General features: G+C 38.6%; 24 protein-coding genes, 1 pseudogene and 1 riboswitch. Of the genes and pseudogenes, 8 read left to right on the forward strand and 17 right to left on the reverse strand.

What is annotated here, in order from left to right:
• Positions 1 to 2: 2 nt before the first annotated feature.
• Entirely contained in the window at positions 3 to 1,925 is a 1,923-nt protein-coding gene (locus XM47_RS06690) for a metallophosphoesterase family protein (protein WP_048691015.1), read from the forward strand.
• A gap of 54 nt (positions 1,926 to 1,979) precedes the next feature.
• Here the strand turns inward: XM47_RS06690 and tyrS are convergent, their stop codons facing one another.
• Positions 1,980 to 3,176: a tyrosine--tRNA ligase gene (tyrS, locus tag XM47_RS06695; protein ID WP_048691016.1), complete on the reverse strand. Its 1,197-nt coding sequence runs from the start codon at positions 3,174 to 3,176 to the stop codon at positions 1,980 to 1,982.
• Between the two features lie 255 nt (positions 3,177 to 3,431).
• Between tyrS and XM47_RS06700 the strand changes: the two genes are divergently transcribed.
• Together XM47_RS06700 and XM47_RS06705 are read left to right on the forward strand one after the other, a co-directional pair.
• Entirely contained in the window at positions 3,432 to 4,841 is a 1,410-nt protein-coding gene (locus XM47_RS06700) for a peptidoglycan DD-metalloendopeptidase family protein (RefSeq protein ID WP_048691268.1), read from the forward strand.
• Entirely contained in the window at positions 4,841 to 5,938 is a 1,098-nt protein-coding gene (locus XM47_RS06705; protein WP_048691018.1) for an anhydro-N-acetylmuramic acid kinase, read from the forward strand. Before XM47_RS06700 ends, XM47_RS06705 begins: the two co-directional genes overlap by 1 nt.
• Here the strand turns inward: XM47_RS06705 and XM47_RS06710 are convergent.
• The 4 genes from XM47_RS06710 to recR all read right to left on the reverse strand — a co-directional run bounded on the left by XM47_RS06710 (position 5,907) and on the right by recR (position 9,943).
• On the reverse strand, positions 5,907 to 6,236 hold the full coding sequence (locus tag XM47_RS06710; RefSeq protein WP_048691019.1) for a 4a-hydroxytetrahydrobiopterin dehydratase: 330 nt from the start codon (positions 6,234 to 6,236) through the stop codon (positions 5,907 to 5,909). The two genes, XM47_RS06705 and XM47_RS06710, sit on opposite strands and share 32 nt — an antisense overlap.
• Before the next feature lie 136 nt (positions 6,237 to 6,372).
• The gene (locus XM47_RS06715) at positions 6,373 to 7,083 is read right to left on the reverse strand and encodes an SDR family NAD(P)-dependent oxidoreductase (RefSeq protein WP_048691020.1); all 711 of its coding nucleotides are present in this window, start codon (positions 7,081 to 7,083) and stop codon (positions 6,373 to 6,375) included.
• A 104-nt stretch (positions 7,084 to 7,187) separates the two neighbouring features.
• Positions 7,188 to 9,104: a molecular chaperone HtpG gene (gene htpG, locus XM47_RS06720; RefSeq protein WP_048691021.1), complete on the reverse strand. Its 1,917-nt coding sequence runs from the start codon at positions 9,102 to 9,104 to the stop codon at positions 7,188 to 7,190.
• 230 nt (positions 9,105 to 9,334) lie between these two features.
• The gene (gene recR / locus XM47_RS06725) at positions 9,335 to 9,943 is read right to left on the reverse strand and encodes a recombination mediator RecR (RefSeq protein ID WP_048691023.1); all 609 of its coding nucleotides are present in this window, start codon (positions 9,941 to 9,943) and stop codon (positions 9,335 to 9,337) included.
• 237 nt (positions 9,944 to 10,180) lie between these two features.
• On the opposite strand from recR, the gene XM47_RS06730 reads away from it, so the two are divergent.
• Together XM47_RS06730 and XM47_RS06735 are read left to right on the forward strand one after the other, a co-directional pair.
• Positions 10,181 to 12,040, forward strand: a complete 1,860-nt coding sequence (locus XM47_RS06730) for a lipocalin-like domain-containing protein (protein WP_077066501.1) — start codon at positions 10,181 to 10,183, stop codon at positions 12,038 to 12,040.
• Positions 12,041 to 12,243: 203 nt separating this feature from the next.
• Positions 12,244 to 13,194, forward strand: a complete 951-nt coding sequence (locus XM47_RS06735; protein WP_048691025.1) for an AEC family transporter — start codon at positions 12,244 to 12,246, stop codon at positions 13,192 to 13,194.
• A 17-nt stretch (positions 13,195 to 13,211) separates the two neighbouring features.
• Here XM47_RS06735 and XM47_RS19105 read toward each other — a convergent pair whose 3' ends face one another.
• The 10 genes from XM47_RS19105 to XM47_RS06775 all read right to left on the reverse strand — a co-directional run bounded on the left by XM47_RS19105 (position 13,212) and on the right by XM47_RS06775 (position 20,866).
• Complete coding sequence (locus XM47_RS19105; protein ID WP_154665747.1) at positions 13,212 to 13,373, reverse strand: hypothetical protein; 162 nt, start codon at positions 13,371 to 13,373, stop codon at positions 13,212 to 13,214.
• A 36-nt stretch (positions 13,374 to 13,409) separates the two neighbouring features.
• The gene (locus XM47_RS06740; protein WP_048691027.1) at positions 13,410 to 13,796 is read right to left on the reverse strand and encodes a hypothetical protein; all 387 of its coding nucleotides are present in this window, start codon (positions 13,794 to 13,796) and stop codon (positions 13,410 to 13,412) included.
• Positions 13,797 to 13,996: 200 nt separating this feature from the next.
• Positions 13,997 to 14,326, reverse strand: coding sequence for a YbaB/EbfC family nucleoid-associated protein (locus XM47_RS06745; protein ID WP_048691029.1), 330 nt, complete (start codon positions 14,324 to 14,326; stop codon positions 13,997 to 13,999).
• A 31-nt stretch (positions 14,327 to 14,357) separates the two neighbouring features.
• Positions 14,358 to 17,303: a DNA polymerase III subunit gamma/tau gene (gene dnaX / locus XM47_RS06750; RefSeq protein ID WP_048691031.1), complete on the reverse strand. Its 2,946-nt coding sequence runs from the start codon at positions 17,301 to 17,303 to the stop codon at positions 14,358 to 14,360.
• Positions 17,304 to 17,311: 8 nt separating this feature from the next.
• Positions 17,312 to 17,860, reverse strand: coding sequence for an adenine phosphoribosyltransferase (gene apt / locus XM47_RS06755; RefSeq protein ID WP_048691033.1), 549 nt, complete (start codon positions 17,858 to 17,860; stop codon positions 17,312 to 17,314).
• A gap of 120 nt (positions 17,861 to 17,980) precedes the next feature.
• Positions 17,981 to 18,349, reverse strand: a complete 369-nt coding sequence (locus tag XM47_RS06760; protein ID WP_048691035.1) for a response regulator — start codon at positions 18,347 to 18,349, stop codon at positions 17,981 to 17,983.
• A 140-nt stretch (positions 18,350 to 18,489) separates the two neighbouring features.
• Complete coding sequence (locus XM47_RS19450) at positions 18,490 to 18,615, reverse strand: hypothetical protein (RefSeq protein ID WP_281175807.1); 126 nt, start codon at positions 18,613 to 18,615, stop codon at positions 18,490 to 18,492.
• A 124-nt stretch (positions 18,616 to 18,739) separates the two neighbouring features.
• Positions 18,740 to 19,465 carry an HvfC family RiPP maturation protein gene (locus XM47_RS06765; RefSeq protein ID WP_048691037.1) on the reverse strand — a complete coding sequence of 242 codons (726 nt, stop codon included), beginning with the start codon at positions 19,463 to 19,465 and terminating at the stop codon, positions 18,740 to 18,742.
• Positions 19,466 to 20,290: an HvfB family MNIO-type RiPP peptide maturase gene (locus tag XM47_RS06770; RefSeq protein WP_048691038.1), complete on the reverse strand. Its 825-nt coding sequence runs from the start codon at positions 20,288 to 20,290 to the stop codon at positions 19,466 to 19,468.
• 84 nt (positions 20,291 to 20,374) lie between these two features.
• Complete coding sequence (locus XM47_RS06775) at positions 20,375 to 20,866, reverse strand: HvfA family oxazolone/thioamide-modified RiPP metallophore (RefSeq protein ID WP_048691040.1); 492 nt, start codon at positions 20,864 to 20,866, stop codon at positions 20,375 to 20,377.
• A 174-nt stretch (positions 20,867 to 21,040) separates the two neighbouring features.
• Between XM47_RS06775 and XM47_RS06780 the strand changes: the two genes are divergently transcribed.
• Positions 21,041 to 21,403: a TraR/DksA family transcriptional regulator gene (locus XM47_RS06780; protein ID WP_048691041.1), complete on the forward strand. Its 363-nt coding sequence runs from the start codon at positions 21,041 to 21,043 to the stop codon at positions 21,401 to 21,403.
• Between the two features lie 27 nt (positions 21,404 to 21,430).
• On the opposite strand, the gene XM47_RS06785 is transcribed toward XM47_RS06780, so the two are convergent.
• A complete protein-coding gene (locus XM47_RS06785) occupies positions 21,431 to 22,276 on the reverse strand; it encodes a 23S rRNA (adenine(2030)-N(6))-methyltransferase RlmJ (RefSeq protein WP_048691043.1) in 846 nt (281 codons plus the stop codon).
• 255 nt (positions 22,277 to 22,531) lie between these two features.
• On the opposite strand from XM47_RS06785, the gene XM47_RS06790 reads away from it, so the two are divergent.
• Positions 22,532 to 23,038, forward strand: coding sequence for a DUF6702 family protein (locus XM47_RS06790; RefSeq protein WP_048691044.1), 507 nt, complete (start codon positions 22,532 to 22,534; stop codon positions 23,036 to 23,038).
• Between the two features lie 84 nt (positions 23,039 to 23,122).
• Here XM47_RS06790 and lysC read toward each other — a convergent pair whose 3' ends face one another.
• The gene (gene lysC, locus XM47_RS06795; RefSeq protein ID WP_048691045.1) at positions 23,123 to 24,475 is read right to left on the reverse strand and encodes a lysine-sensitive aspartokinase 3; all 1,353 of its coding nucleotides are present in this window, start codon (positions 24,473 to 24,475) and stop codon (positions 23,123 to 23,125) included.
• Positions 24,476 to 24,546: 71 nt separating this feature from the next.
• Positions 24,547 to 24,720: riboswitch (Lysine riboswitch) on the reverse strand.
• 255 nt (positions 24,721 to 24,975) lie between these two features.
• On the opposite strand from lysC, the pseudogene XM47_RS06800 reads away from it, so the two are divergent.
• A pseudogene (locus XM47_RS06800) lies at positions 24,976 to 25,843 on the forward strand (hypothetical protein); the annotation flags it as partial.

Raw genomic sequence — 25,843 nt, forward strand, 5'->3', positions numbered from 1 at the left:
CATTGCAAGAGAATAACTTACGAATATTAGCTGGGCCCATAATTAGAAAAATTACGCCAAATCAAGTTACGATTTGGCTGGTTAGCTCTGTGCCAGTAAAAATTGAGTTAGCACTTTGCTATCATGATTCAAAATTAAGATTCGATTTATCTCAGCAACGGGCAATCCATTCTATCAAGGTGGCTGAGCACTATCATGTTCATCTAATCAACCTGGGTTTAGAACAAGCCTTGCCCTATGATTGCTTAATTCAATATCAACTTAAGTTTTTCCATGGCAGTACAGATAGCCCGAGTTATTTAACCGATTTAATACCCGATATCTGTTATCCGCAACAAACTAAACCTGCTTTTGTTATTCATAGCCAGGTTAAGAAAATTCTGCATGGCTCCTGTAGAAAACCACATTTTGAACTAAAAGCCGATTCCAGCGATGGCTTAGTCATTGCAGATCAATTTTTACAACAGCAGTTAACTAAACCAGAAGATTGGCCTAGCTTACTCATCATGTCTGGCGATCAAATTTACGCAGATGATGTTGCAACACCTATGTTGGTTGCAACCCACCAAATTTGCAACCAACTTGGATTTAGTGAAGAAACCTTTGCAGCATCTAAAGTGAGTAATTCAACAGACCTTCACACCGGCCAAGCTTTTTACAACAATAGAGAAGCGATATTACCGGCAGATAAAGAGAGTACACAAATTAAAATATCCCTTTTTGAAGGAGTGAAAAAGCCGATATTTACCTCTGATAACGCTCATAATCATTTGATTTCTGCAGCTGAAGTCATGTCTATGTACTTATTATCTTGGTCACCTGAAGCTTGGGAATTAACAGACCAAAGCATGCCCTCAGGCTTGAGCGCTGCAGAAAAAATACAATATCATAAGCAACTACAAGCCATAGAATGTTTTAAAAAAGGCTTACCCAATGTCAGAAGACTGCTCGCTCATATGCCAACAGCTATGATGTTTGATGACCATGATGTAACCGATGATTGGAATTTAACCGCTGCTTGGCAAACTAATTCTCAGCAGCATGATTTTTCTAGACGAATCCTAGGCAATGCATTAATCGGCTACCTAATCTGCCAAGGCTGGGGTAATGAACCAGCCAAGATCCCAGAGCAACTTTTAACACTTAGCCAGCAAAGTTTTGATGATTTAGGCTCGCAGGCACACCAAGAGCTAATCAACCAAGTCTTCAAGTTTGAACAATGGCATTATGAGTGGCAAACCAAACCTAAACTCATTGTATTAGATACTCGAACTCAAAGGTGGTGGTCAGAGTCCAACCCTAACAAACCATCTGGCTTAATGGATTGGGAAGCCATTACTGATTTACAACAAAATTTAATCGGCGAACAAGCTGTGATTTTAGTCTCACCAGCACCTATATTTGGGGTTAAATTAATTGAATCGGTACAAAAGATCTTTACTTGGTTTGGCAAACCATTAATGGTTGATGCCGAAAACTGGATGGCGCATAACGGCAGTGCAAACTCCATTTTAAATTTATTTTGTCATCCCAAAACACCCCAAAATTTTGTGATTTTGTCTGGTGATGTGCATTACTCTTTCGTCTCTAAAATATCAATTAAACGCCGAAAAAACAGCCCAGATATTTGGCAAATCACCAGTAGCGGCTTGCGTAACCAGTTCCCGAAACAACTGCTAAACTGGTTAGATAGATTAAATCGTTGGGTTTATGCACCATGGTCACCTTTAAACGCCTTTACCAAACGTCGTAAAATGCGAGTTTCGCCGTTAAAACCCAGTACAGCTTCAGCTGGTGAGCGTTTAGTTAACGAATCAGGTATCGGATTAGTTGAATTAGATAGTGAAGGTAGACCGAGTCGAATCACCCAACTGACCCAAACCTCGCAAATAGAATTTTTAGAAGATAAAATCAATCAGGAATAAACTAGAAAAAAAAGCCCTGAAAAATCAGGGCCTTTGGGTTTTATCAGTTATAACTTAAGCTAAAGTTATTTTAGCAAACTTACGTTTACCAACTTGGAAAACTGCTGTCGTGCCTAATTCAACCTCTGATTTAGGGTCCGCAACTTTTTCACCGTCAATTTTAACAGCACCTTGTTTAACCATACGCATAGCTTCACTTGTGCTCGCAACTAATCCTGCTTCTTTTAATAAAGCAGCTAAACCCGTATTTTCACCCGTTGTAATTGTCACTTCGTCGATATCATCTGGAATCGCATTTTTCTGGAAACGCTGGATAAAATCTTGATGTGCAGCTTCTGCAGCAGCATCATCGTGAAAACGTGCAATTAGCTCTTTCGCTAGTTCAATTTTAACGTCTCTTGGGTTTTTACCTTCTTCGATTGCTTGCTTCAAACCTTCAATTTCATCAATTGGACGGAAGCTCAATAAATCATAATAGCGCCACATTAACTCATCAGAAATCGACATCACTTTGCCAAACATATCGTTTGGTGCGTCCGTAATCCCTATGTAGTTATTTAGCGACTTAGACATTTTTTGTACGCCGTCTAAACCTTCTAATAATGGCATCATAAGTACAGTTTGAGGTTTTTGACCTTCTTCTTTTTGTAACTCACGACCCATTAATAAATTGAATTTTTGGTCTGTTCCGCCAAGCTCAACATCAGATTCTAATGCCACAGAATCCCAACCTTGAACTAATGGATATAAAAATTCATGTAACGCAATTGGCTGACCACCCGCATAACGTTTTTTGAAGTCATCTCTTTCAAGCATACGAGCAACTGTTTGACGAGCCGCTAATTTAATCATGCCAGCTGAACCAAGTTTTTCCATCCACTCTGAATTGAAAACAACAGTTGTTTTAGCTGGATCTAAAATTTTAAAAACTTGTTCTTTGTATGTTTCAGCATTCGCTAAAACATCTTCTTTAGACAATGGCTTACGAGTTACGTTTTTACCGGTAGGGTCGCCAATCATGGCAGTAAAGTCACCAATCAAAAAGATAACTTCATGACCTAATTGCTGAAATGCTCTTAATTTATTGATTAAAACTGTATGGCCTAAATGTAAGTCAGGCGCTGTTGGATCAAAACCAGCTTTAATTTTTAATGGTCGATTCTCTTTTAATTTTTCGACTAGCTCTTGTTCTACTAATATTTCTTCTGCACCGCGCTGGATTTCAGCAAGTGCGTTTTGTACATCGACCATTACTTACCTATTTAAAATTATTCAGTCTCAAATATTGTCGAGACAGTTTATTGATGAATTCGATTTAAAAACCGATTGTATATGAAACTTCTAACCAGATCTTATGTCTTTAGCAAACTTAATCAGTTTTTTAGCTAAAATAACAAAAAACCTTAATTCTAAAGGTCATTGACTCTAATTTAAAGCGCCATTTGCTGGTAAATTAAGCGAAAAATGTTTATCCTGAGCAAGATTCAAAAAAGGGCAAGTATTAAAATGCAAAAAGTTTCAGGTTACTGGAATGAATTTCCAAAACTGCACAAGATTTCTATCGTTAGTATTGTTGCGATTTTAACTCTATTTTTAATACTGCCGTCGGACGACGCCAATGCATCTAAACAAAGCGATGCCACCCCTTTCCAATTAACACCTGGTGTTAGATTATCTGTTGATTTATCCGCACAACAAGTCGAAATTGTTGAGCCGACGACTAACGAAAATGAACCAGCTTCAGCTCCAGTAGTAGAGACACCTGCGCCAAAATTTTCTGAGATAAAAACCGAGCCTGAATTAGCCAGTGTTGCAGAAGTTGAAGCCGTTCAATACCAATGGAAAAAAGTTAAAGTTCTAAAAAATGATAGCTTAGCAAACATTTTTGAACGGAATAAAATTTCAGCTAAAACCTTATTAGCAGTAAGCAATAGCGGTAAGCCAGCAACAGAAATGATAAAACGCTTGCGTCCTGGTCAAATTATTGAGCTTGGGTTTTTAGATAATTCGCTTGCTAAGATCAACTACCCAATTAGTAAAACTCACTCAATTGAAGTCTCTAAAATAGACCAAGGCTTTGTCGCAAACGAACTTCACAAACCCGTTGAAAGTCGAAATCATGTTGCAGCAGCAATTATCAAATCAAACTTCTGGAATGCAGGTTTACAAGCTGGACTAAACGACACTCAAATTATGAACCTTGCCAATATTTTTGGTTGGGACATAGATTTTGCATTAGATATTCGAAATGGTGACAGCTTTTCAGTTGTTTATGAAGAACTATATGCAGAAGGTGAGCATGTTGGATTTGGCAATATTTTAGCCGCAGAATTTACCAATAATGGCGATACTTTTATCGCAATTAGACATACAGACGGACAATACTATACCCCTGAAGGCCGCAGCATGCGTAAAGCCTTTTTACGTGCCCCAGTTAACTTTAAATATATTAGCTCTAGCTTTAATCCAAGACGCCTTCATCCAGTAACAGGTAGAGTTAGCGCCCATAGAGGGATAGATTATGCAGCGCGCACTGGCACGCCTGTTGTATCAGCTGGCGATGGTAAAGTAATTAAATCTGGTAGAAACTCACTTAATGGAAATTATGTCTTTATCCAACACGGTAAAGAGTATGTCACTAAGTACCTACATCTACACAGACGCTATGTAAAAGCAGGACAAAAAGTTAAACAAAATCAAAAAATTGGTACTGTAGGGGCAACGGGTCGAGTGACAGGCGCACATTTACACTATGAGTTTTTAGTTAATGGCGTGCACAGAAACCCTAAAACCGTTAAATTGCCTAAAGCCCAGCCACTTAATAGCAGTGAAAAAGCTGAGTTTATGCAAACAGCGCAACTCATGCTAGATACTTTAGACACAAATAAACGCGTCATTTTAGCGATCAACGATTAATGTATTTCATCGGCTTAATGTCTGGCACCAGTGCAGACGGTGTCGATGCCAGCTTACTAAAATTTGAGCACAATGAATTTAGCTGTGTTGATAATATAGGGATAGATTTTAGCCCTGAACTTAGAAACCAAATACTTGCACTCTATACCAGCTCAAATGACGAAATTGAACAACTAGGTTCAGTTGCTAGTCAGCTTGCAGATGTATATGCACAAGCCTGCTTGGCGCTATTAACCAAAGCCAAGCTAACCCCTGAGCAAATTCAAGCAATCGGCTGTCATGGCCAAACCATTCGCCACAGACCAGATAATGAACTGCCTTTTACAATACAAATTGCGGATTATGCAAAACTGGCAGAGTTAACACAAATCGATGTAATAGGTGATTTCCGTACGGCAGATATAGCTGCAGGCGGCCAAGGCGCACCTTTAGTACCCGCATTTCACAAATCATTATTTATTGATCAAACAGCAGATCTCAGCGTGATTAACATTGGTGGCATTGCCAATATCAGCTTTTTACCCGCACAAGCTAACCGCGCGATTTTAGGCTTTGATACTGGCCCAGGCAATGCATTAATGGATGCTTGGATAAGCTTAAAATTAGGCAAAAATTTTGATAAAAATGGACAATGGGCTAAACAAGGCCAAGTCATTCCTCAGTTATTAAATCAATTATTAGCTCATCCCTACTTTAGCAAAGCAGCGCCCAAAAGCACGGGGCGAGAAATTTTTAACCTTGATTGGTTAACGCCTTTTTTAACAAACGAAATGAAGGCCAAAGATATTCAAACCAGCTTAGCGCATTTGACCTGCCAAACAATCTGTCAGCAAGTAAAAAAGCTACAAACCTCTGGTCGAGTTTTAATTTGTGGTGGAGGTGCTTTTAATCTATTTTTGCTCGAATTAATCCAAACTGAATTAGGCCAAAATTTTCAGGTATTCAGTACTGAAAAATTAGGTATTGATCCAAATTGGATAGAGTCTCAATGCTTTGCTTGGCTCGCATATCGTTTTACCCAAAGGCTACCGGGCAATTTACCTAGTGCAACAGGCGCAACAAAAGCTAAGGTATTAGGCTGCTTATATCCGGCTTAACGCTTTCAACGGCTTGTTCAATTAAACCAGCTAACTCAAAGTCTTTAGTCGAAATTCCACCCGCATCGTGCGTCTTCAGTTCAATTTTCACTTTGTTGTAAACATTGAACCACTCAGGGTGATGATTCATTTTCTCAGCATATATAGCAACTTTAGCCATAAAACCAAAAGCATGGGTAAAGTCAGAAAATTTAAAGGTTTTGGTTAGTTTTTCGTTTTCGATGACCCAAGCTGACTTAGTTTTTTGATTTAACGCTGCTAAAGCTATATCTATCTCTTTAGAATCCAATTTACTCATATTCGTTTTCTCCTGTTTAACCTAATTTGATGAGCAAACCACTCACCCGCCTCAAACTAGCTTAGTTTAAATTTTCAAGCGCGAAAAGAAACAAGCCAGCAATCAGCTGGCTTGAAACACAATCACGTCCTACAAATTAGCAAAAATTTTCTTCAGCTGGTGGCCGGATGACTAACTCGTGAATATGCGTATTCGCATCTGTGTCGATTTGATTCAATATGGCTTTGGCAACTGCATCTGCGGTTAAATATTGCGGCCTTTCAGCAGCTCTAAATTCAGTATCTACGCCACCAGGATAAACAGATAAAAACTTAATATTATCTGCTCTATGTTCTTTCCTCATTACCTTGGTATAACCGTCTAACGCCATTTTAGACGCTGTATAAGAAGAGATACCTGCATTAGCAAATAAGCAAACCGTCGATAACACATTAACAATACAACCTTGTTTAGCCGCAAGCATGTCTGGTAATACAGACTTGATTAACTCGATTGGCGCATAACAGTTAATCTTCATCATCCAATCTAACGCTTCAATTTCGGTTTGATAACCTAAAGTCCGTACGTTATTTAAGCCAGCACAATTGATCAATATATCAATATCCCCATTTGCTTGTTTAGCTTTAGCGCTAAAGGCTTGAATTGACTGACTGTCAGACACGCAAAAACAATCGCTTAACACATTTTCCATATTCAACTCAAGCTCTGACAGCATAGCTAAAGTTTGGTCCATTTTTGCTTGGCTACGGCCACACAGGCTTAACTTGTAACCTAATTGATGCGCTTGGATAGCTAAGGCTCTACCAATGCCGGATGTCGCACCGGTTAAAACAATATGTTTAGTCATATCAAATCCTATTATTATTAATTTAACCTAAATTCAGGATAAGTTAGAAACAAAAACGGGCGCTAAAGCGCCCGTTTTATATTGTGTTGTTAATTACTTAAGTCTTAAGCTTTTAGTAATAAACGATTTAAGCGAGCAACAAAGCTAGCCGGATCTTTTAATGAACCGCGCTCTGCTAAGGTTGCTTGCTCAAGTAACATCTCAACCCACTCTTTAAACATTTCTTCATCTGCTTCATCTGCAGCGCGTTTAACAAGTGCATGCTCTGGGTTTACTTCAAAAATTGGCTTGCTTTCAGGTGCAGCTTGACCAGCAGCTTCTAATAACTTAGCCATTTGTGTATTCATATCGAACTCACCTGTTGTAATAACAGCAGGAGATTCTGTTAAACGATGTGATACTTTAACTTCTTGAACTTTATCACCTAAAGCTGTTTTAGCGCGCTCAACAAAGCTAGCAAACTCTTTTTCAGTCTCTTCATGCGCTTTCTTCGTTTCTTCATCATCTAAGTCAGATAAATCGATATTCGCTTTAGAAACATGCTGGAATTTCTTCTCGCTGTATTCAGTTAAGTGAGACATCATCCACTCGTCGATACGCTCAGCCATTAATAAAACTTCGATACCTTTCTTACGGAATACTTCTAAATGCGGGCTGTTTTTAGCTGCTTCAAAGCTGTCTGCCGTAATGTAGTATATTGTATCTTGGCCTTCTTTCATGCGGCTGATGTAATCATCTAAGCCAACACATTGCTCAGATGTATCTTTGTCAGTTGACGCAAAGCGGAATAATTTTGCAATTTTTTCTTTGTTTGCAAAATCTTCTGCTGGGCCTTCTTTTAACGCATTACCAAACTCTTTCCAGAAAATTGCATAATTTTCTGCATCGTTTTCAGCCATGCGAGTTAATGTTTGTAAAATACGTTTTACGTTGCCGCTACGAATAGACTGAGTAACCTTGTTATCTTGTAAAATTTCACGCGATACGTTTAATGGTAAGTCATTTGAATCAACTAAACCTTTTACAAAACGTAAGTATGTCGGCATGAATTTTTCAGCGTCATCCATGATGAATACGCGCTGTACATATAGCTTAATACCGTTTTTAGTTTCGCGGTTCCACATATCAAATGGCGCGCGTTTTGGAATGTAAAGTAAGCTAGTGTATTCAGTTTTACCTTCAACTTTGTTGTGAACCCACTTTAATGGCTCATCAAAGTCATATGTTACTGATTTATAAAATTCTTTATATTCTTCATCTGAAATGTCTGACTTATCACGAGTCCATAGTGCTGAACCGTCATTAATCGCTTCCCATTCACCTGGAATAGCAGCAATTTTCTCGCCGTCTTCACCTTCTGATTCTGGAACTTCATCTTTCCACATTTGTACTGGTAAGCTTAAGTGCTCTGAGTAACGTGAAATGATAGAGCGAACTTTCCATGCATCTAAGAATTCTTTTTCTTCTTCTTTTAAATGCAAGATAATGTCTGTACCGCGAGTAGTTTTTTCGATATCTGCAACTGTGAAGTCACCTTCACCTTTTGATTTCCACTCAACGCCGCGATCTGCAGTTTCACCTGCAGCACGAGTTAATACAGTTACTTCATCAGCAACAATAAATGAAGAGTAAAAACCAACACCAAATTGACCAATTAACTGTGAATCTTTCGCATCATCACCGGTTAATTTACTGAAGAAATCTTTAGTACCAGATTTAGCAATTGTACCTAAATGCTCAATCACTTGGTCACGCGTCATACCAATACCATTATCAGAAATAGTAATAGTCCCTGCGTCTTTATCAACTGAAACTCGAACGCGGATTTCACCGTCATCTTCAAATAAAGCATTGTTTTCTAACGCTCTGAATCTTAATTTGTCAGCTGCATCAGAAGCATTTGAAATTAGCTCACGTAAGAATATTTCTTTATTTGAATATAAAGAATGGATCATTAACTGTAGAAGTTGTTTAACTTCTGTTTGAAAACCATGCGTTTCTTGATGGGCAACTTCGCTCATTAATTGAGTCTCCTACTAGTTCATCATTTTGGTTGTACAAAAATAAATTTGATAATCGAACCTGATTACCGCTGTCAAACTAGATGGGGTTAGGCAAATTTATTTCAAGGATAAATTTTGAGAAAAGCGCTTAAATAAGAAAAATAGAGTGAAGAAAGGCAATTTAAACCCGAAAACCACCCAACTAAGATACAAATAAGCTAAAGGGTTTAACGGGCCATTTTTGGGGATTAGGACTGCTCAATAAATTTACGACCACTAAATGCGTGCCCGAGTGTGCGCGAATCTATGTTAGAAATATCGCCTCCCATAGGCACACCTTGAGCTAACTGACTTACTTTCGCCGTTGTATCTTTAGCCATATCAGTAATGTAGTAAGCTGTCGCATCGCCTTCTATACTTGGTGGCGTTGCTAAAATAAGTTCGCTAATTTGTCCGGCGCTCAGTTGCTGAGCAAGTAAGTCCAGCCCAAGCTCTTCTGGACCGACACCATCTAGCGGCGATAACAGCCCCATTAAAACAAAATATCGGCCGTGATAATGCCCGGTTTCTTCAATCGCTAATACGTCAGATGGCGTAGCAACGACACAAACTTGCCCACTTTCTACCCGAGTTAATTCGCTACAGACAGGACAATTTTCTTGCTCGGAAAAATTTCGGCAGATTTTGCACTTACAAATACCAGATAAAGCGGTTTGCAATGCTTTAGCTAACCTTGCAGCCCCTGTTTGGTTTTGTTCAAGTAGTTGAAATGCCATACGCTGTGCGGATTTAGGACCAACACCAGGCAAAATTTTAAACGAGTCAATCAACTCTTGAATCAAAGGGGTAAATTTCATATTTATTTCCGTTACAACACCATTAGCCGAGCGAGGCTTTATTATTCATAACTACCGCCAGTAATAAAGCTATTTTTACATTTTCGCCTACCTAGCAAAACATCAACATAACAGTTACAAATAAAAAACAATGACAAAAACAACTTTACATTAGTATTACTTTATTACTATCATACAAATAAATCGTAATTGAAACATTTTTGCAACATCCATTTAATTAAAAAGAAAAGGCTACTTATGCAACTAAAACAAAGCGTTCAATTAACCACCACAGCAATCATAATGAGTTCAACACTAAGCCTACCCGCCAATGCGCTTACAAACGGAACTTATATAATTAAAAATAACTACAGTGGTAAAGTCATGGATGTTGCTGGTGCTTCTGTAGCAGATGGTGCGAACATATTACAATACCAACAAAATGGGGGGGAAAATCAACTATGGGATGTAACCGATAGAGGGAATGGTAAATACTCCATTGTCTCGGTTAAAAGTGGTAAAGCCATTGAGGTATATAACTTCGACTCGTCCGATGGCGCAAATATAGTACAGTGGACCTATTGGGGAGCAGACAGTCAGTTATGGCAATTAGATGACCTACAAAATGGCTACTACGGCTTAATTAATAGTTTTACCGGCGGAGCAGCTGAAGTTTACAATTTTGACTCAACAAACGGTGCCAACATATTACAATGGTCTTACTGGGCAGGCACACCGCAGCAGTGGTCATTTGAGCACCCTAGCTATACAAACCCAACAGCGCCAAGTAATGTTCAGTTTACCGATATATCAGTCCACGATCCTTCGGTTTATCAAACCTCAGTTAATGGTCAAACAACTTATTATATCTTCGGTTCTTTTTTAGCGTCAGCCAAATCAACAGATTTAATGAATTGGACATCAGTCTCAGACGGCGTAAATAATAATAACCCTTTATTTAATTACAATGTAACCAATGAACTTGCCGAGGGATTTGCTTGGACAGGTGAACAATCACTTTGGGCGGCCGATGTGGTTCAACTCAGTAACGGTCAATTCGCTTATTATTACAATCAAAGCATAATGACAGCACCACGTGGTTACACTGGAGTGGCAACCGGTAATAGTATTGAAGGTCCATTTTATAACCAAGGCATACAATTAAAATCTGGCATGTGGGGCGAAGAAAGCGAAAATGCAGGCGAGATTTATGACCCAACTATACATCCAAATGCAGTAGACCCACACACTTTTTATGATAAAAATGGCAAATTATGGATGGTGTACGGCTCATATTCTGGCGGGATTTTTATCTTAGAAATGGACGATACCACAGGCAAGCCACTGGCTGGTCAAGGGTATGGTAAACACCTGTTAGGTGGCGATCACAGTCACATTGAAGGCGCATTTATTTTACACACTCCAGATTCACCCTATTATTACATGTTTACGTCTTTTGGCGGTTTAGCCGCTGATGGTGGGTACAATATCCGAGTTTCAAGAGCAACATCGCCAGACGGCCCCTACTATGACGCTCAAAACTACAACATGGCAAATGTGGCGGGAAATAGATCATCAATTGCCCCTTATGGTGTGAAATTAATGGGGGGATTCGAGTTTGCAGGCGAATATGGTTATTTGTCTCCAGGTCACAACTCAGCTGTACATAATGCCGCCACTGGACAAAATTTCCTTATATTCCACACCCGCTTCCCTAACACAGGCGAATATCACTCGGTTCGTGTACATGAAATGTTTATAAATTCAGAAGGTTGGCCTGTTGTAGCACCGCAAAGATATGTTGCACTCAATGGCGAAAATAAAGTCGACTTTAACGATCTCTTAGGTAGCTACAAATTTATTAATCATGAAAAAGATATTAATTCTACGGCTAAACAATCAATTAATATTCAATTAAATAGTGACAATTCCATCTCTGGTGACATCTCTGGCACTTGGTGGTTACAAAGTGATAATAAAATCCAACTTAACATCAATAATCTAGGCTCATTTAATGGCGTGGCAAGTTGGCAATGGAATTCAGCGACCAATAAATTAGTCCCAACATTTAGCGCGCTTTCTGCTGCTGGAATTGCTGTTTGGGGTAGTCAAAATTAATTTAACTGCATTATCTACAAGCATTTATAACTGAAATAAAGTAAGGGCTACAACAAGCAGCCCTTACTTTAAAAAAATTACCCAGAGTTTATTGATTTGGTATTATTTTTTAATTCAATGACGAAAATAACTGACTAAGTTTGCTTGTTTGCTTAATTTGCACAAAAATAACAATAACTTCCGTTATTTTTGAGTTTCAACGAATGCAGACATTCTTAGCTAATTTATTATTTACGCTAAATATTACCTTACCCATCTTAATTGTATTAGCACTCGGGATTTGGCTAAAAAAGAGAAATGTAATCGACAGCCACTTTACCGAAATAGGTAATAAACTGGTTTTTAATGTTGCGCTCCCCTGCCTACTATTCGTTAAAATTGCTGATGCCCCTATCTTAAGCACACTAAACGCACAGTTTTTAGGTTTTGCGGCTGGGTTCACGATTTTATTAGTTGTTTTACTCACAGTGTTTTTGAATATTCTGACCAAAAATAGCGAGAAAAGCGCTGTATTTGTCCAATCTGCTTACCGAGGTAATATGGGGATTATTGGCTTAGCGCTCATTTTTAATATTTACCCGAATGACAGTGCGGCATTAGCAGAAGCCGCTGTTTACTTGGGCGTAATGACACTAGTGTATAATGTCGTCGCTATCTTTTTACTCCAACCAACAGATAAAATATTTTCGCTTAAGACAGTTAAAAACCTAATTTCAAACCCACTAATTATTGCCATTGTGCTCGCGAGTGTTTGGTCTATTTTGGGTATTCCATTGTTTTCAGCAATAAAACAAACCGGAAACTACTTCGCCAGCTTAAGTTTGCCATTAGCCTTAATCTGTATTGGTGCCAGCTTAAAAATGAAGAGCCTGTATACAAACAAGCATTGGGTTGTGTGGGCAAGTTTTGTAAAACTCGCTTTAATGCCAGTGTTAGCTGTGATAATCGCTTGGTACTTAGACTTTAGCCATACCCAAATTGCGATTCTATTTATTTATATGTGCACCCCAACTGCGGCAGCTAGTTATGTAATGGCCAAACAAATGACATCGCAAGCCGACCTAGCAGCAGAGACAATTGCAGTCACAACCATCCTAAGCACGCTCAGTATCACTATAGGTATATTTTCATTAAAAAGCTTAGCGATTATTTGATTGTTACAACTAGTGAATTAGCGAGCCTTAGGCGCAGAAGCGTAAGCTCGCTTTTGAATTTGTAAACGTCGGCTAGTGATAATCAGATGTTTACCCAACTCAAATTTACCATATTTTTCGTTTGGGTAAGCCAGAGGCGCAGCCAAGGTTTTGGTATATTGGAAAATGTTGGGATTCACTTCGTTCGACCCAACCAACGCGGGCTTGTATGCGTATTATATTTTTAGAAAACGCTGATTAGTTATATCTTTGCCAGTAAACCAGCGATATATTTTTCGCATGCTTGGTACCGCATATTCTTGAGATGCTTGTACATGGCAACCATTACAGCTTGTGTAAACATACATTGCTCTAAACAGTGGGCGCTGCCTTGATTCAAAGTATAAAAATGGGTCTTCGCTAAATTGTATTTTATGAGATATGTTCTCACATTTTGGACAAACCGGTTTACAACCACCTCCAAGCAAATGTTTGATGGCAAATTCTCTGGCATCTAACTCCCAAGCTGTAGGTGTTGGACTAGCCCCACAGCTTTCGCACTCTTCAGCGTTTTGAGAATTAGCAATCCCGCAAGCTAGACATCTCCATTGATATTTTGGCATGTTCACCTCTACACGTATAACGCTTGTTAAGGCTACCATATCTCCGCACCATCAGAATCAGCTATTACCACAACCTACGGTAATTGAAAAATGATGACGTTTAGAGGGCTTAAACTCGTAAGCAAACGCCTAATTGAAACATATTTAAGATCTGTTTTTCGCTCATAGCTGAAATCAGATATGAGCGACTAAAGCTTATCCTAGAAAGGCATTTTCATGCCTGGTGGTAATTGCATACCGCCAGTTAATTCTGCCATTTTTTCTTGGTTTTGCTTTTCAACTCTGCGCACGGCATCATTTAATGCTGCTGCAACTAAGTCTTCTAACATTTCTTTGTCGTCTTCCATTAGGCTGTCGTCAATTTCGACACGACGAACGCTATGGTTGCCTAGCATAGTTACTTTAACCATGCCTGCACCGCTCTCGCCTACTACTTCTAATTTAGCTAAGTCTGCTTGCGCTTTTTGCATTTTTTCTTGCATTTGTTGCGCTTGCTTCATCATGTTGCCTAAGCCGCCACCTTTAAACATATTTACTACCTTTTTTCTTAATCGATAAAAACTATAAAGGTTTAATTGAACCTTCAACTATACTGCCAGAAAAAGCCTCAAGTAGAGTTTGAACTTTTTCATCTTGCTGAATGAGCTCTTCAGCGTAATCTTGCCTAGAAGCATCAATTGAGCGTTGGATTTGAAATGGCGTATCTTGAATTTTACCTTCAATTGTCACTTCAAGTTCAACATCTAATTGTAAAACTTCTTTAATTTTAGATTTTAAAATTTGTCTATTATGCTCTGTATCTAAATGCTTTTGACCTTCGTCTAGCTTTAAATTAATTTTATTCGCTAAGTTTGTACAGCTAGAATGCAGTGCAAACTGTCTTTGTAACCCCATTAAGCCAAGCGATTCAACTAACCTAGCCCATTCATCAATTTCAAACGACTTGCGTACGCCTTGCCTAACTTGCTCTGCGAGTTCATTACCCGAAATTGGCGTTTCAGCTAGCGGCTGATTTAAATTGTCTGGGCTAAAATTTTCTACTGGCTCGACAGTTTGAGTCGCTAAGCTTTCTGTTGCCGTTTGCATTGGTGTTGATGATAGCGTTTGTGGTTCTACTTCGGCTACCTCAGGGTTAGCTGAGTTCTCTATCGGCTCAGCTGGAATTGCTTGTTCATCGCCAAATAAATTACCTGAAAAGTGATCAACCCAAGGCGGCGCGTCGTCTTCGAGTTCGTCTGCTTGGCCTGTTTCACCAAATCCGCTAATCGGCTGAGCAGGCAAATCATCTAATCCGTAAGCTGGTGTGATTTCTGCTTGAGGCGTTAGCTGAGGCGTTGCGCTTGCCTCAGTTTGCTCTGTATGTGCAGCGGTATTTACTGCTGTTGTCACATCTGTGTTCGCTTCGTTATTGGCTTCAGTCGTGGTTTCTTTAGCAATAACTGGCGCTGCAAATTCAGTTGTACCAGATTGAGCTTTATCTATTTCAGCGCTTTTCTGCTGGCGCTTATTTCTAAGCCCTTGCATAACGTCCAGCATAGACATAGTGACTTCAACCTGTTCACTACTTTCGGCCTCGGTTGGTAATTTTGCTACTGCAGCTTGTGTGTCGCCGAATAAGTCTGTCGAATCGGCCATTTCTTCATCGTCAGACTCGACTTGGTATGCATAATCTGCATATTCGTCGTATTCAACCGAAGCGACAGGCTCAGCTTGCGCGCCTTGCTGATTTGGCTGAGTGGTTTCCGTTTCAACCTGTGTATCTTGAGCTACTGCAACGTCATCTGTTTGTGCAATTTCAGTAATTTCTTCTACGTCTTGCGAAATGGTTTGTTTTGCTGATTCAGCTGGATTTGGTGATGTAACCAGTGCTTGACCTTGGGCAACTTCTTGACCCTCTAGCGGCGCTTTCTGTTGCGAATCATTTTCAACTAATTTGTTTTGGTGTTGCGATTCAGCTAAATCTAAAATCTGTGCCTGCTGTGCTTCTAATTCGGCTGCCGATATCGGCTGAGTTTCGCTCGTTTCTGGCGCTGGAGCTAATTCGTCAACGGCTGTCTCAGATTCAAGCTGAGGTTCTGGTTCAATCTCTGATTTTAACTCTGGTTTTAACTCTGGTTTTAACTCTGGTTCAGAGCGAGATTCCATCGCTTGTTCTGGTTGGGCTTCAGTCTGCTGAGTTGCTTCTGCTGCTGTATCAGTTTGGCTTTCTTCGCCTTTCTGAGTTTCAGATTTTTCAGCTTTTGCAGTTTTTTCAACGGCTTCAGTGCTCGTTAATTCGATTGATTCTGAGGCGGTTTGCTCGGCAATTCTATCTGCTTGGATTGTATCCGGTTTTGAAGTTTGCTCAGCTGGATTCACTTCGTCGGTATTTTCAATTAGCAGTTCAGACTTTTTTGCTTTAAAAACCTCTACTCGTTCTGTGCTGACAGGCGAAAATGCAAGCATTCGCATTAATGTCATTTCGAGCCCAACTCTAGGGTGTGCTGCAAAAGCCAGATCGCGTCTGCCTTTTAAGCAAACTTGGTAATAGAGTTGAATTTGTTCTGCAGGTAGGGTTTCTGCAGCTTGAGTTAATATTTCCGCAATGGATTCGTTCATTAATGCAAAGCTTGGTAAGTTTTGTACCAAGGCAATTTGGTGAAAGCAATTCATTAACTCAATTAAGACTTGCTCTGGATCGACAGCTGCGTGAGATAGCTCAGCAATAGCCTCCATGACTTGTTCTAAATTATTATTCAGTACAGCTTTGAGCAGTTTGCTAATGTGCTGTTCTTCAAGTAGGCCCAGCATATTTCTAACGGTTTCTGCTGATAGCTGGCCATTACCTTGTGCAATCGCTTGATCTGTTAAACTTAACGCGTCTCGCATGCTGCCATTGGCCGATTTAGCGAGCTGAACTAAGGCTTTCGCTTCAAAACTAATTTTTTCTGCATTTAAAATTTTATCGAGCTGGGTTTGTATTTGCTCAAGCGACATGGCTTTTAAGCTAAATTGTAAACAGCGCGATAGAATCGTCACAGGTAGTTTTTGTGGATCAGTTGTCGCAAGCAAAAACTTAATATGCGGTGGTGGCTCTTCTAAGGTTTTTAACAAGGCATTGAAAGAGTGACGTGACAACATATGCACTTCGTCAATTAGATAAACCTTGTAACGACCTTGAGTCGGTCTGTATTGGACGTTATCTAAAATTTCGCGAGTGTCTTCTACCTTGGTTCTAGATGCCGCATCCACTTCGACTAAATCAACAAAGCGTCCTTCATCTATCGCGACACAGTTTTTACACTGGCCACATGGCTCAGCACTTACGCCATCGGCGCAGTTTAAACTCTTTGCAAAAATGCGTGCTATTGTCGTTTTACCTACCCCACGAGTTCCCGTAAATAAGTAAGCGTGGTGTAACCTGTCGTTAGATAATGCATTTGTTAAAGCCGCAACAACATGCTCTTGGCCCATTAATTGAGCAAAGATTTGTGGTCGCCACTTTCTAGCCAGCGCTTGATAACTCATATATTAATTTACTCGCCTTCAAATGAAACTAAACTAAAAGGCTCTATGTTTAGCTGCTTTAATTTATCTTCTCCGCCTAAATCAGGTAAGCTGATAACAAAAGCAGCGTGATTTACCTTGGCGCCTAACGAACGAACTAGCTTAACTGAGGCTTCTATCGTCCCGCCAGTTGCGATGAGATCATCAACTAGCAATATGACATCATTTTCGTCCAGTGCATCTTTATGTATATGGAGTTCATCTTCGCCATATTCAAGTTGGTATGATTGACTGATAGTTTCTCTTGGTAGTTTGTTTGGTTTGCGCGCTAATACGAAGCCGCAACCCAGTTTATTAGCGACAGCAGCTCCAAAGATAAACCCTCGCGCTTCGGCACCCACGACTTTAGTAATCCCCATATTTTTATATGGTTCAACTAAAGCATCGACAGATTTAGCAAATGCGTCGCCATTTTCGACTAATGAAGTCACATCTCTAAATTGAATACCGGCTTTGGGATAGTCAGGAATTGTTTTTATACTGGCTTTTATTTCCGCCAAGATTTTACTGTCTGTCATTTCAAACACCGTAAAAGAAATTAAGAAAGGAATTAAAACAAACTATGGCAGAAATGCAATAGGGATCAGCGAATGAAAAACAATAAAGGAAGTTAGAATAATAAAACGCAGCTTAAAAAATTAAGCTGCATCTACGACGAGTGTCTGATTAATAAAATCTTCAATCGATTTTCGATTAACCGGTTTAGCAAGCCAATTAATCGCTAATGATTTAGCCTTATTTTTAAATTCATGGCTGTTGTCTGTCGTCAGCAATAAAATCTGCTCTGCTTGGTAATCTAAACTGTTTTCTAGATTATCAATTAACTTTAAGCCATCGATATACGGCATTTTATAATCAGTTATAACTATGTCGTACTTATCTGATTTAGCTTTATTAAAGGCTGTAAGGCCATTTTCAGCTTCATCGATCTGAATTGGAAATTGACTTAAATAACTCGCAATTTCAGCTCTAACTTGAGCGTTATCTTCAACTAATAATAATTTCATATTTCTACCCTGAATTACTTTTCAGACTTAGCACCACTTTGACCTATGGTAATCTGAAAAAGTTTCAATTTAGCTAAGCTAAATTCCTTATTGTAATTTTGTTTATATTTTTCTAATGATTTTGAATATTTTATCTAAAACTAGTTAGATAAAATATTCAACCAACCTAAAATTGCTGGTAATAACGGTAAAGCAACAGTCACAACAGCAGCTAATAATAGATGCGTGATGTTTTCGTTTCCGCCTTGTTCATCATGATGAGACATAAAATACTCCTATTTTTGATGGCGCGTATTCTAGACAATGCCACTTAAAAAGCCAAATATTATTATGTTATAGTTTAAATATCTGCAAAACAGATCAACTACAAGCAGAAAGCTTTTGCGTAAATCAGTTCCAATTCAAGATGATACCGAGCGAGCTCAGCGTATCTAAATTTTCTTTTAATCCGGTTTTTATCTGCATTTCACCAACTTGCGGTAGTGCCTGAAGCATACAACTTAATAACGAGTCAAAACTGGTCGCAATATCTTTTTCAATTAAATCTAGCATATACACACTGGCTGAATTAATTTGCAAAAATTTCACCTCATATCCCTCATCTCGATAAACCACAAGATAAACAGGATCGGATGGTGCTTGCGGTTGGAAATCTTGAGATATTTGATGCACTGGGTATGGGTAAGAAACGATACTTGCTAATGCTGAAACTTGTAACTTGCTTGTATCAATCCCTTGCTCTGCTGAATCTTGTCTAATGGATACGTCTAGCTCTAGCCATTCGTAATGAGCTAACTCCCGCATGAAGATAGGATCGCTATCACATAATTGATATTCGTCTGTAATAAAAGCTAAAAACTCTTGGGGGATCTCAGAAAATATCGGCGTTTCGCTAGCATGCTGAATAAAAAATTGTCTCATTAACTTTTGCCAGTTCGCTTCTGAGTAGAGGCTTTTCAATACAGGGAAAGTATTTTCAATAAACCCTGAGACATTGTTAATAAATAAATCTTGATAAATTTTGAGTCGTCGAGCTTCCAGTTCACTACATAAACCAGACTCAGCTTGTCTAATTGCGTTAGCAAACTCAATTTGCTTTTGTTTAAAATCCGACATCTACTTCTCCAAATGCTGAGCTTGGATAGTGTGAATTCGGTTCATCTCTTTAATTAAATCAGCGACCGATGGTATGTTAAAATCTCTTTCGAGCAGAGTTGGAAACACGCCGTGCGTTTTATAAGCATAATCAAGAAGCTGCCAAACCGGTTCAATGACATCTGCACCATGGGTATCAACTATTAGGTCATCCGCTTCATTGTAATGCCCTGCAATATGACCATATACAATTTTTTCACTTGGCATCGCAGCTATAAAATTTTTAGCATCATAATTATGATTAATCGAATTTACATAGACATTGTTTACATCTAATAGCATTAATGCACCAGACTTTTTAAGTATGCTTTGAGTGAATTCTATTTCGCTAATTTCTTGCGACAATGGTGTGTAATAAGAAACATTTTCTAACACTAGAGGCCTTTGTAGTATGTCTTGGACTCTTTGTATTCTTGCTACAACATAATCCACAGCCTGGTTAGTGAAAGGAATTGGCATCAGGTCGTACATGTGACCATTTGCAGAACAAAAACTTAAGTGCTCTGAGTAATAAAGGATTTGGTATTCATCTAAAAAAGATTTTACTTGTTGGACAAATTTTTCATCTAACTCGTCTGGACTACCAATAGATAAAGATAAGCCATGGCAAACAAATTTATGCTGTTGAGCTAGGCGTGAAAAGTTAGCATGATAACGTCCGCCTAATGTCATCCAATTTTCTGGGGCGACTTCCATAAAATTGATGCTGTCAGGCACTTGCGAAATAAAGTCATCTAAAAAATCGCGTCTTAAACCTAAACCTGCGCCATAAAAATTGTTCTGCATTCTTAATCCATCGTTCATTTAAAACAGAAAATAAAAAAGGTGACTGAAGCCACCTTTAATCTTTATCTATCCAAATACATTAGTTTATTTGGCACCACACTTGCCTTCACCACATTTAGCTTCTTTGGCTGCTTTACCGCCACATTTGCCTTCACCACATTTAGCTTCTTTGGCTGCCTTACCGCCACATTTGCCTTCACCGCATTTTGCTTCTTTGGCTGCTTTACCGCCACACTTGCCTTCACCGCATTTTGCTTCTTTATCTGCTTTGCCGCCACATTTGCCTTCGCCGCATTTAGCTTCTTTATCTGCTTTTCCGCCACATTTGCCTTCGCCGCATTTAGCTTCTTTATCTGCTTTGCCGCCACATTTGCCTTCACCGCACTTAGCTTCTTTATCTGCTTTACCGCCACATTTGCCTTCGCCGCACTTAGCTTCATGAACGAGCACTTCATAACCCGTCGATAACGCTTGCACAGAAAAAGGTGAAGCATTTGCAACGTTAGTCATAGATAAAGAACCAACCACTACCGCACCAAGTGTTGCTGCCATTGTATTTTGTTTTAAATTTTTCATAATTTTAATCCTAAGCAATCATAAAATAAGTTCATTACCTTTAAAGACCTTGGAATATTTTTTTAAATTTCATTGAAACTAAATTTTATAATAAATAATTTATTTGACGTAAATCATTATCGGGCAAACCTAAATAAGTAGACTAGTCCAACCTATTATTAATGGACTGAGACTATGACATCATACGAGCATACAGCTAGATTAAATCAATCGGCTCTATTTAAAATAAGAAGTCAGGTTTTTAATAATCTTATTTTACAGCTACTTAACTCTGACAATTTATCAGATAAACAAACCGCTTTACAGTTATTAGGTATTAATAATGATGAGCAATTAGAGTTGTTAGAGAAAGAGTTTCATTCTCGATTTGAAGATAAGATAGAACTACTTGAAAAAATTGAAGCTTCTATTAGTCAGATAGAGATAGGTTTATACGGTACTTGTGCCAAATGCGACGAAAATATTGAGCAGAGTATTTTAAATCAACACCCATATGCTCAATATTGTCAAAGCTGCCAATCTGAAGATACGCATTAGTCGGCTTCAGATATCAAAGCAGACTAATTAGCTAGGTTGGACTAACCACTCTAGCTTATGATAAGCCGCAGCATCTTGAGCCATAGTCTGAGTTAAGCTAGGCAATATCTGCTCTAATTGCTTATCAAGTTGATAAGGTGCATTGATAATTGCCATACCTGAACCATGCATACCGAATTCGGTTTCTTGCTCAGACACACACATCTCACTAATCAGTAAATTCTTCACAGGTAATTCAGCAAGTTTGCGGGTTAACCATTCGCTGCGGTCTCGCTCTGCAGCTAAAATTGGATACCAAATCGCAAATATCCCAACCGGCCATTTTGCGACACTTGATGCGACCGCTTTTACAACTTGAGCATAATCGTCTTTCACTTCATATGCAGGGTCAATTAGAGCTAAGCCTCGAGCTGGCTTAGGTGGTGTTATGGCGACTAAACCTTCGAACCCATCTCGATGATGAATTGATACCCTGTCGTCACCGCGCATGTTTCTTTTTAGTTCGCGGATCTCGTTATTATGTAACTCGATTAGATTTAATTGATCTTGAGATCTGAGTAGCTCTTGAGCAAGTTTAGGCGAGCCTAAATAAGTCTGGCTTGCTAAACCACTTTTCACTAACTCTAAATAAGGCGCAATAAGTGGAATTTCAGCTATTGTAGATTCTGATAAGCTGACTATGCCTGATTGGTATTCTTGAGTTTTATTGGCTTCATCAGAAGTTAAATCATAAATCCCTGCCGCGCTATGAGTATCGATATAACTAAAAGGTTTGTCTTTCTGTTTAAGTTTTTCTATTAACAAAAACAAAACAATATGTTTTAACACATCTGCGTGATTGCCAGCATGAAAGCCATGTTTATAACTTAACAAAATTTAAATTCTCAAAAATTAGTCTTGTGTTAATTGTACCTAACCAACAAACTAAAACCAATGAAAGGCTTAAACTAAAAGGGTTTAGCACTAAAAATCATACAAAATGATAAAAAATGAGCGAAACTTACAAAATTTATACACTTTATACACTTATTTACATAAAAATGATGGAACTTTCTCTTAATAAGATTGACTAAACATGAAACAAATTGTTAACATGTCGTTAATCTCAAGAAAAAAAGGTGGCTTATCGTGAAAACGAATTCAAATAAACTATTCGGAAGCTTAGCTCTGATGTTTTTATTGCCATTTAGCAGTCAAGCTGAAGAACAAACATCAAGCTCAAGTGAATTATCTGTTGATGATGATACAGTTAAATTAGCACTCAAAGTAAATAAAAAGCTAATTGAGCAAGATTTAATAGAAGTAGAAAAATTACCAGCTTTAGATCTGCAAAATTTATCCGCTTATCAAAATCATTTGGAGTACTACTTTCAAGAGTACCTACCTGTCACTAAAAATGAAGGTGAACCAGTTAATTTATCAATTAAATCTGCTGCTGTTGAAGGTGAAAGTTTAGTGTTTAATCTTGAAGCACCACTTGCTGATGCAGATAGCTTAAGTATTAACAATCGTATTTTATTTGATACTAATTCAGATCAGGTAAATAAAGTATCAGTTTCTGACAATCAATATACCTTTACTAACATAGTTGATGAGCCATTAATGGTATGGCAAAAAGGTGCAGATATTAGCTAACAAATTAGCCGCAAGGTGAAACATTAGCTAAATAAAAAAGGCTTCAATTTGAAGCCTTTTTTGTATTCGATGGTTTGCTACAGTTTAGATACTATCAAACAATTGCTCGTGTAAATGTTCCACAATTTTTGGCGCTTCTGCTGTTTTCGTTAAGAAACAGAAGTTATGCGGGCTAGCACCTTGACATATCATACGTAAGCTAAAGTTTTCTAACGCACTCAATAATTTACCGCCTACACCAGAACTCGCTTGTAAATGGTTACCAATAACAGCCACAAGAGATAAATCTTCTTCTACTGTCACTTCACAGAATTCTTCTAATTCAGCAATAACAGATTTACTTAAACCACCTAGTGTTGCATTAGAAGGGTTATCCAATGTTAACGCAATTGAAATTTCTGACGTTGTGATTAAATCAACACTGATTTTGTTTTTTGCTAATATAGCAAAAACTTTAGCTAAGAAGCCGCTTGCAAGTAACATGTTAGGGCTTTTAACTGTAACTAAGATTTGCTCTTTTCTCAAAGCGATTGCGCGATAAGCTGGCTTATTATCTACTTGGTTTAAAATCCAAGTGCCACCATCTTTTGGTGCACGGCTACTACCAACAAACACGCCTATACCTTTACGAATAGCTGGAATTAAAGTCGCTGGGTGTAATATTTTTGCACCGAATGTCGCCATTTCAGCTGCTTCATCAAAGCTAATTTCAGGAATAGGACGAGCTGCTTGAGTTAAACGAGGATCTGTTGTGTAAATACCTGTTACATCTGTCCAAATTTGTAAGGTTTCAGCGCTTAAAGACTCAGCGATTAATGCAGCACTGTAGTCACTGCCACCACGACCTAGTGTCGTTGTATATCCATTTTCATCAGAGCCGATAAAACCTTGGGTGATAAAAACAGTACCTTCAAGCTCTGGCGAAATTAACTTTTCAGCTTGCAGACGCGTTTGTTCGATATCAGGTTCAGCCTTGCCATAATTGCTATCTGTTTTAAGCACTTGGCGAATATCGAAATTAACTGCGTGAACCCCACGCTGACGCATGATTTCTGCAAACAACAAAGAAGACATTTGCTCGCCATAAGATTGAATTTGATCTTTAAGGCGCATTGAGCCAACTAAGTTTTCAGAATTAGCTGTCGCTTTAAGTTCATTTAATAAATTATCTAGTGCTAGTGTTACCCACTCAGGACGTCCTAACTGCTCGATAATTTTATATTCTGTGGCGCGAATGTCCGCTAAGATTTGATCTCGCTCTTCTTGAGTTACGTCTAGCTGAGTCAATCTAACAAGTTTGTTTGTCACACCAGATTGTGCAGAAACAACAACAACACGTATATTAGAGTCTGATTGAACTAAATCAGCACAACGTGACATAGCTTCAAAATCGGCGACGCTTGTACCGCCAAATTTAGCAACAGTAAGATTTTTCATGAAATATCCCCGGGATAAAATATTATCTTTAGGGAAAGCAAAGGCTGAAGATATTAGTTGGATTTAATAACACTGCCGAAAGCTCTCCACCCTTAATTGGTGACAATTGCAAGGATTCAACCTCAACAACCGAAGTAATATGTCCTAAGCATATTAACTCCTCGGCGATCACTCCCCTCGCTAATTATCTTCAAAGCTTAGACTTTTCCAATTAACTACCTGAGTTTCGCACCTCTTCCGATCTTAAACTAAGCCATTATTTGACTAAAATTCATTTAAAAAAATGAACAGCCGCTTAAGATTCGCGCGCATTAAAAAGCATATAGATGAAAAAATCAACTGTTATTAATAATAAATCCTTGGATGGCGGTTTTTCATTCTGTTTTTAACAAAATAGCTACCATATTGCTTAAATTCAGCTAAAGTTTGTATATTAGAGACAGATAAATAGTTATCTCATATTTATTTAATTTTTCAGTATTCCGAAATCATCTATATCCATGACTGATAATAAAAAAACTCCAAATTCAGAATCAACAAAGCCGATTGCGAGCAAAGCTATTGCTGAAGATTTTGATCTACCAGAATTAGAATTATTAGATGATGATGAGTTATCTTTTACCAAAGCCGGTTTAGTATTACCTCATGACGATGAAGAAGTTGTTGAGTTACCTGACGATTTTGAATTTGAACTCAATGATATTGATATCTCTGAAGACAATTCTGCACTATCGGATGATTTATCAGAATACGACGAATCTGAACTCGCTGTTATTGACGACTTGCTTAGTGAAGATTCTTCCGATCTCAAGTTACAACTTACCGAAGTCAGCTTAGATGAAATAACACCGAGTGATAGTCATTTAGCGCAAGCATTTATGGATGACTTAGATGATGAACTTCCAGATGCCCCAGCGGATTCTGCAACTCCAAATCTTATCGAAAGACATGCCCAGCATATAGAAAACACCAATAATATTGAAGATGAAATCAGCCTAGATGTCGAGTTAGAGTTAGATGATGAATTTGACGTCGAAATAGAAATGGATTCGGAGCCTGCACCTGAACTTTCGCTGGACATAGAAGCTGATGCAGATGATGAGTTAGACGTCGAACTAGACATCGACTTAGAAATAGATTTGGAACTTGCACCAGAGCTAGCGCCGGACATAGAAGTTGATGCAGATGATGCGTTAGACGCCGAACTAGACATCGACTTAGAAATAGATTCTGAACCTGAGCTAGCGCTTGATGTAGAAGCAGATACAGATGATGAATTAGACGTCGAACTAGACATCGAATTAGAAATAGATTCTGAACCTGAGCTAGCGCTTGATGTAGAAGCAGATACAGATGATGAATTAGACG

The organism is Catenovulum maritimum, assembly GCF_001050375.1.
Lineage (GTDB): Bacteria > Pseudomonadota > Gammaproteobacteria > Enterobacterales > Alteromonadaceae > Catenovulum > Catenovulum maritimum.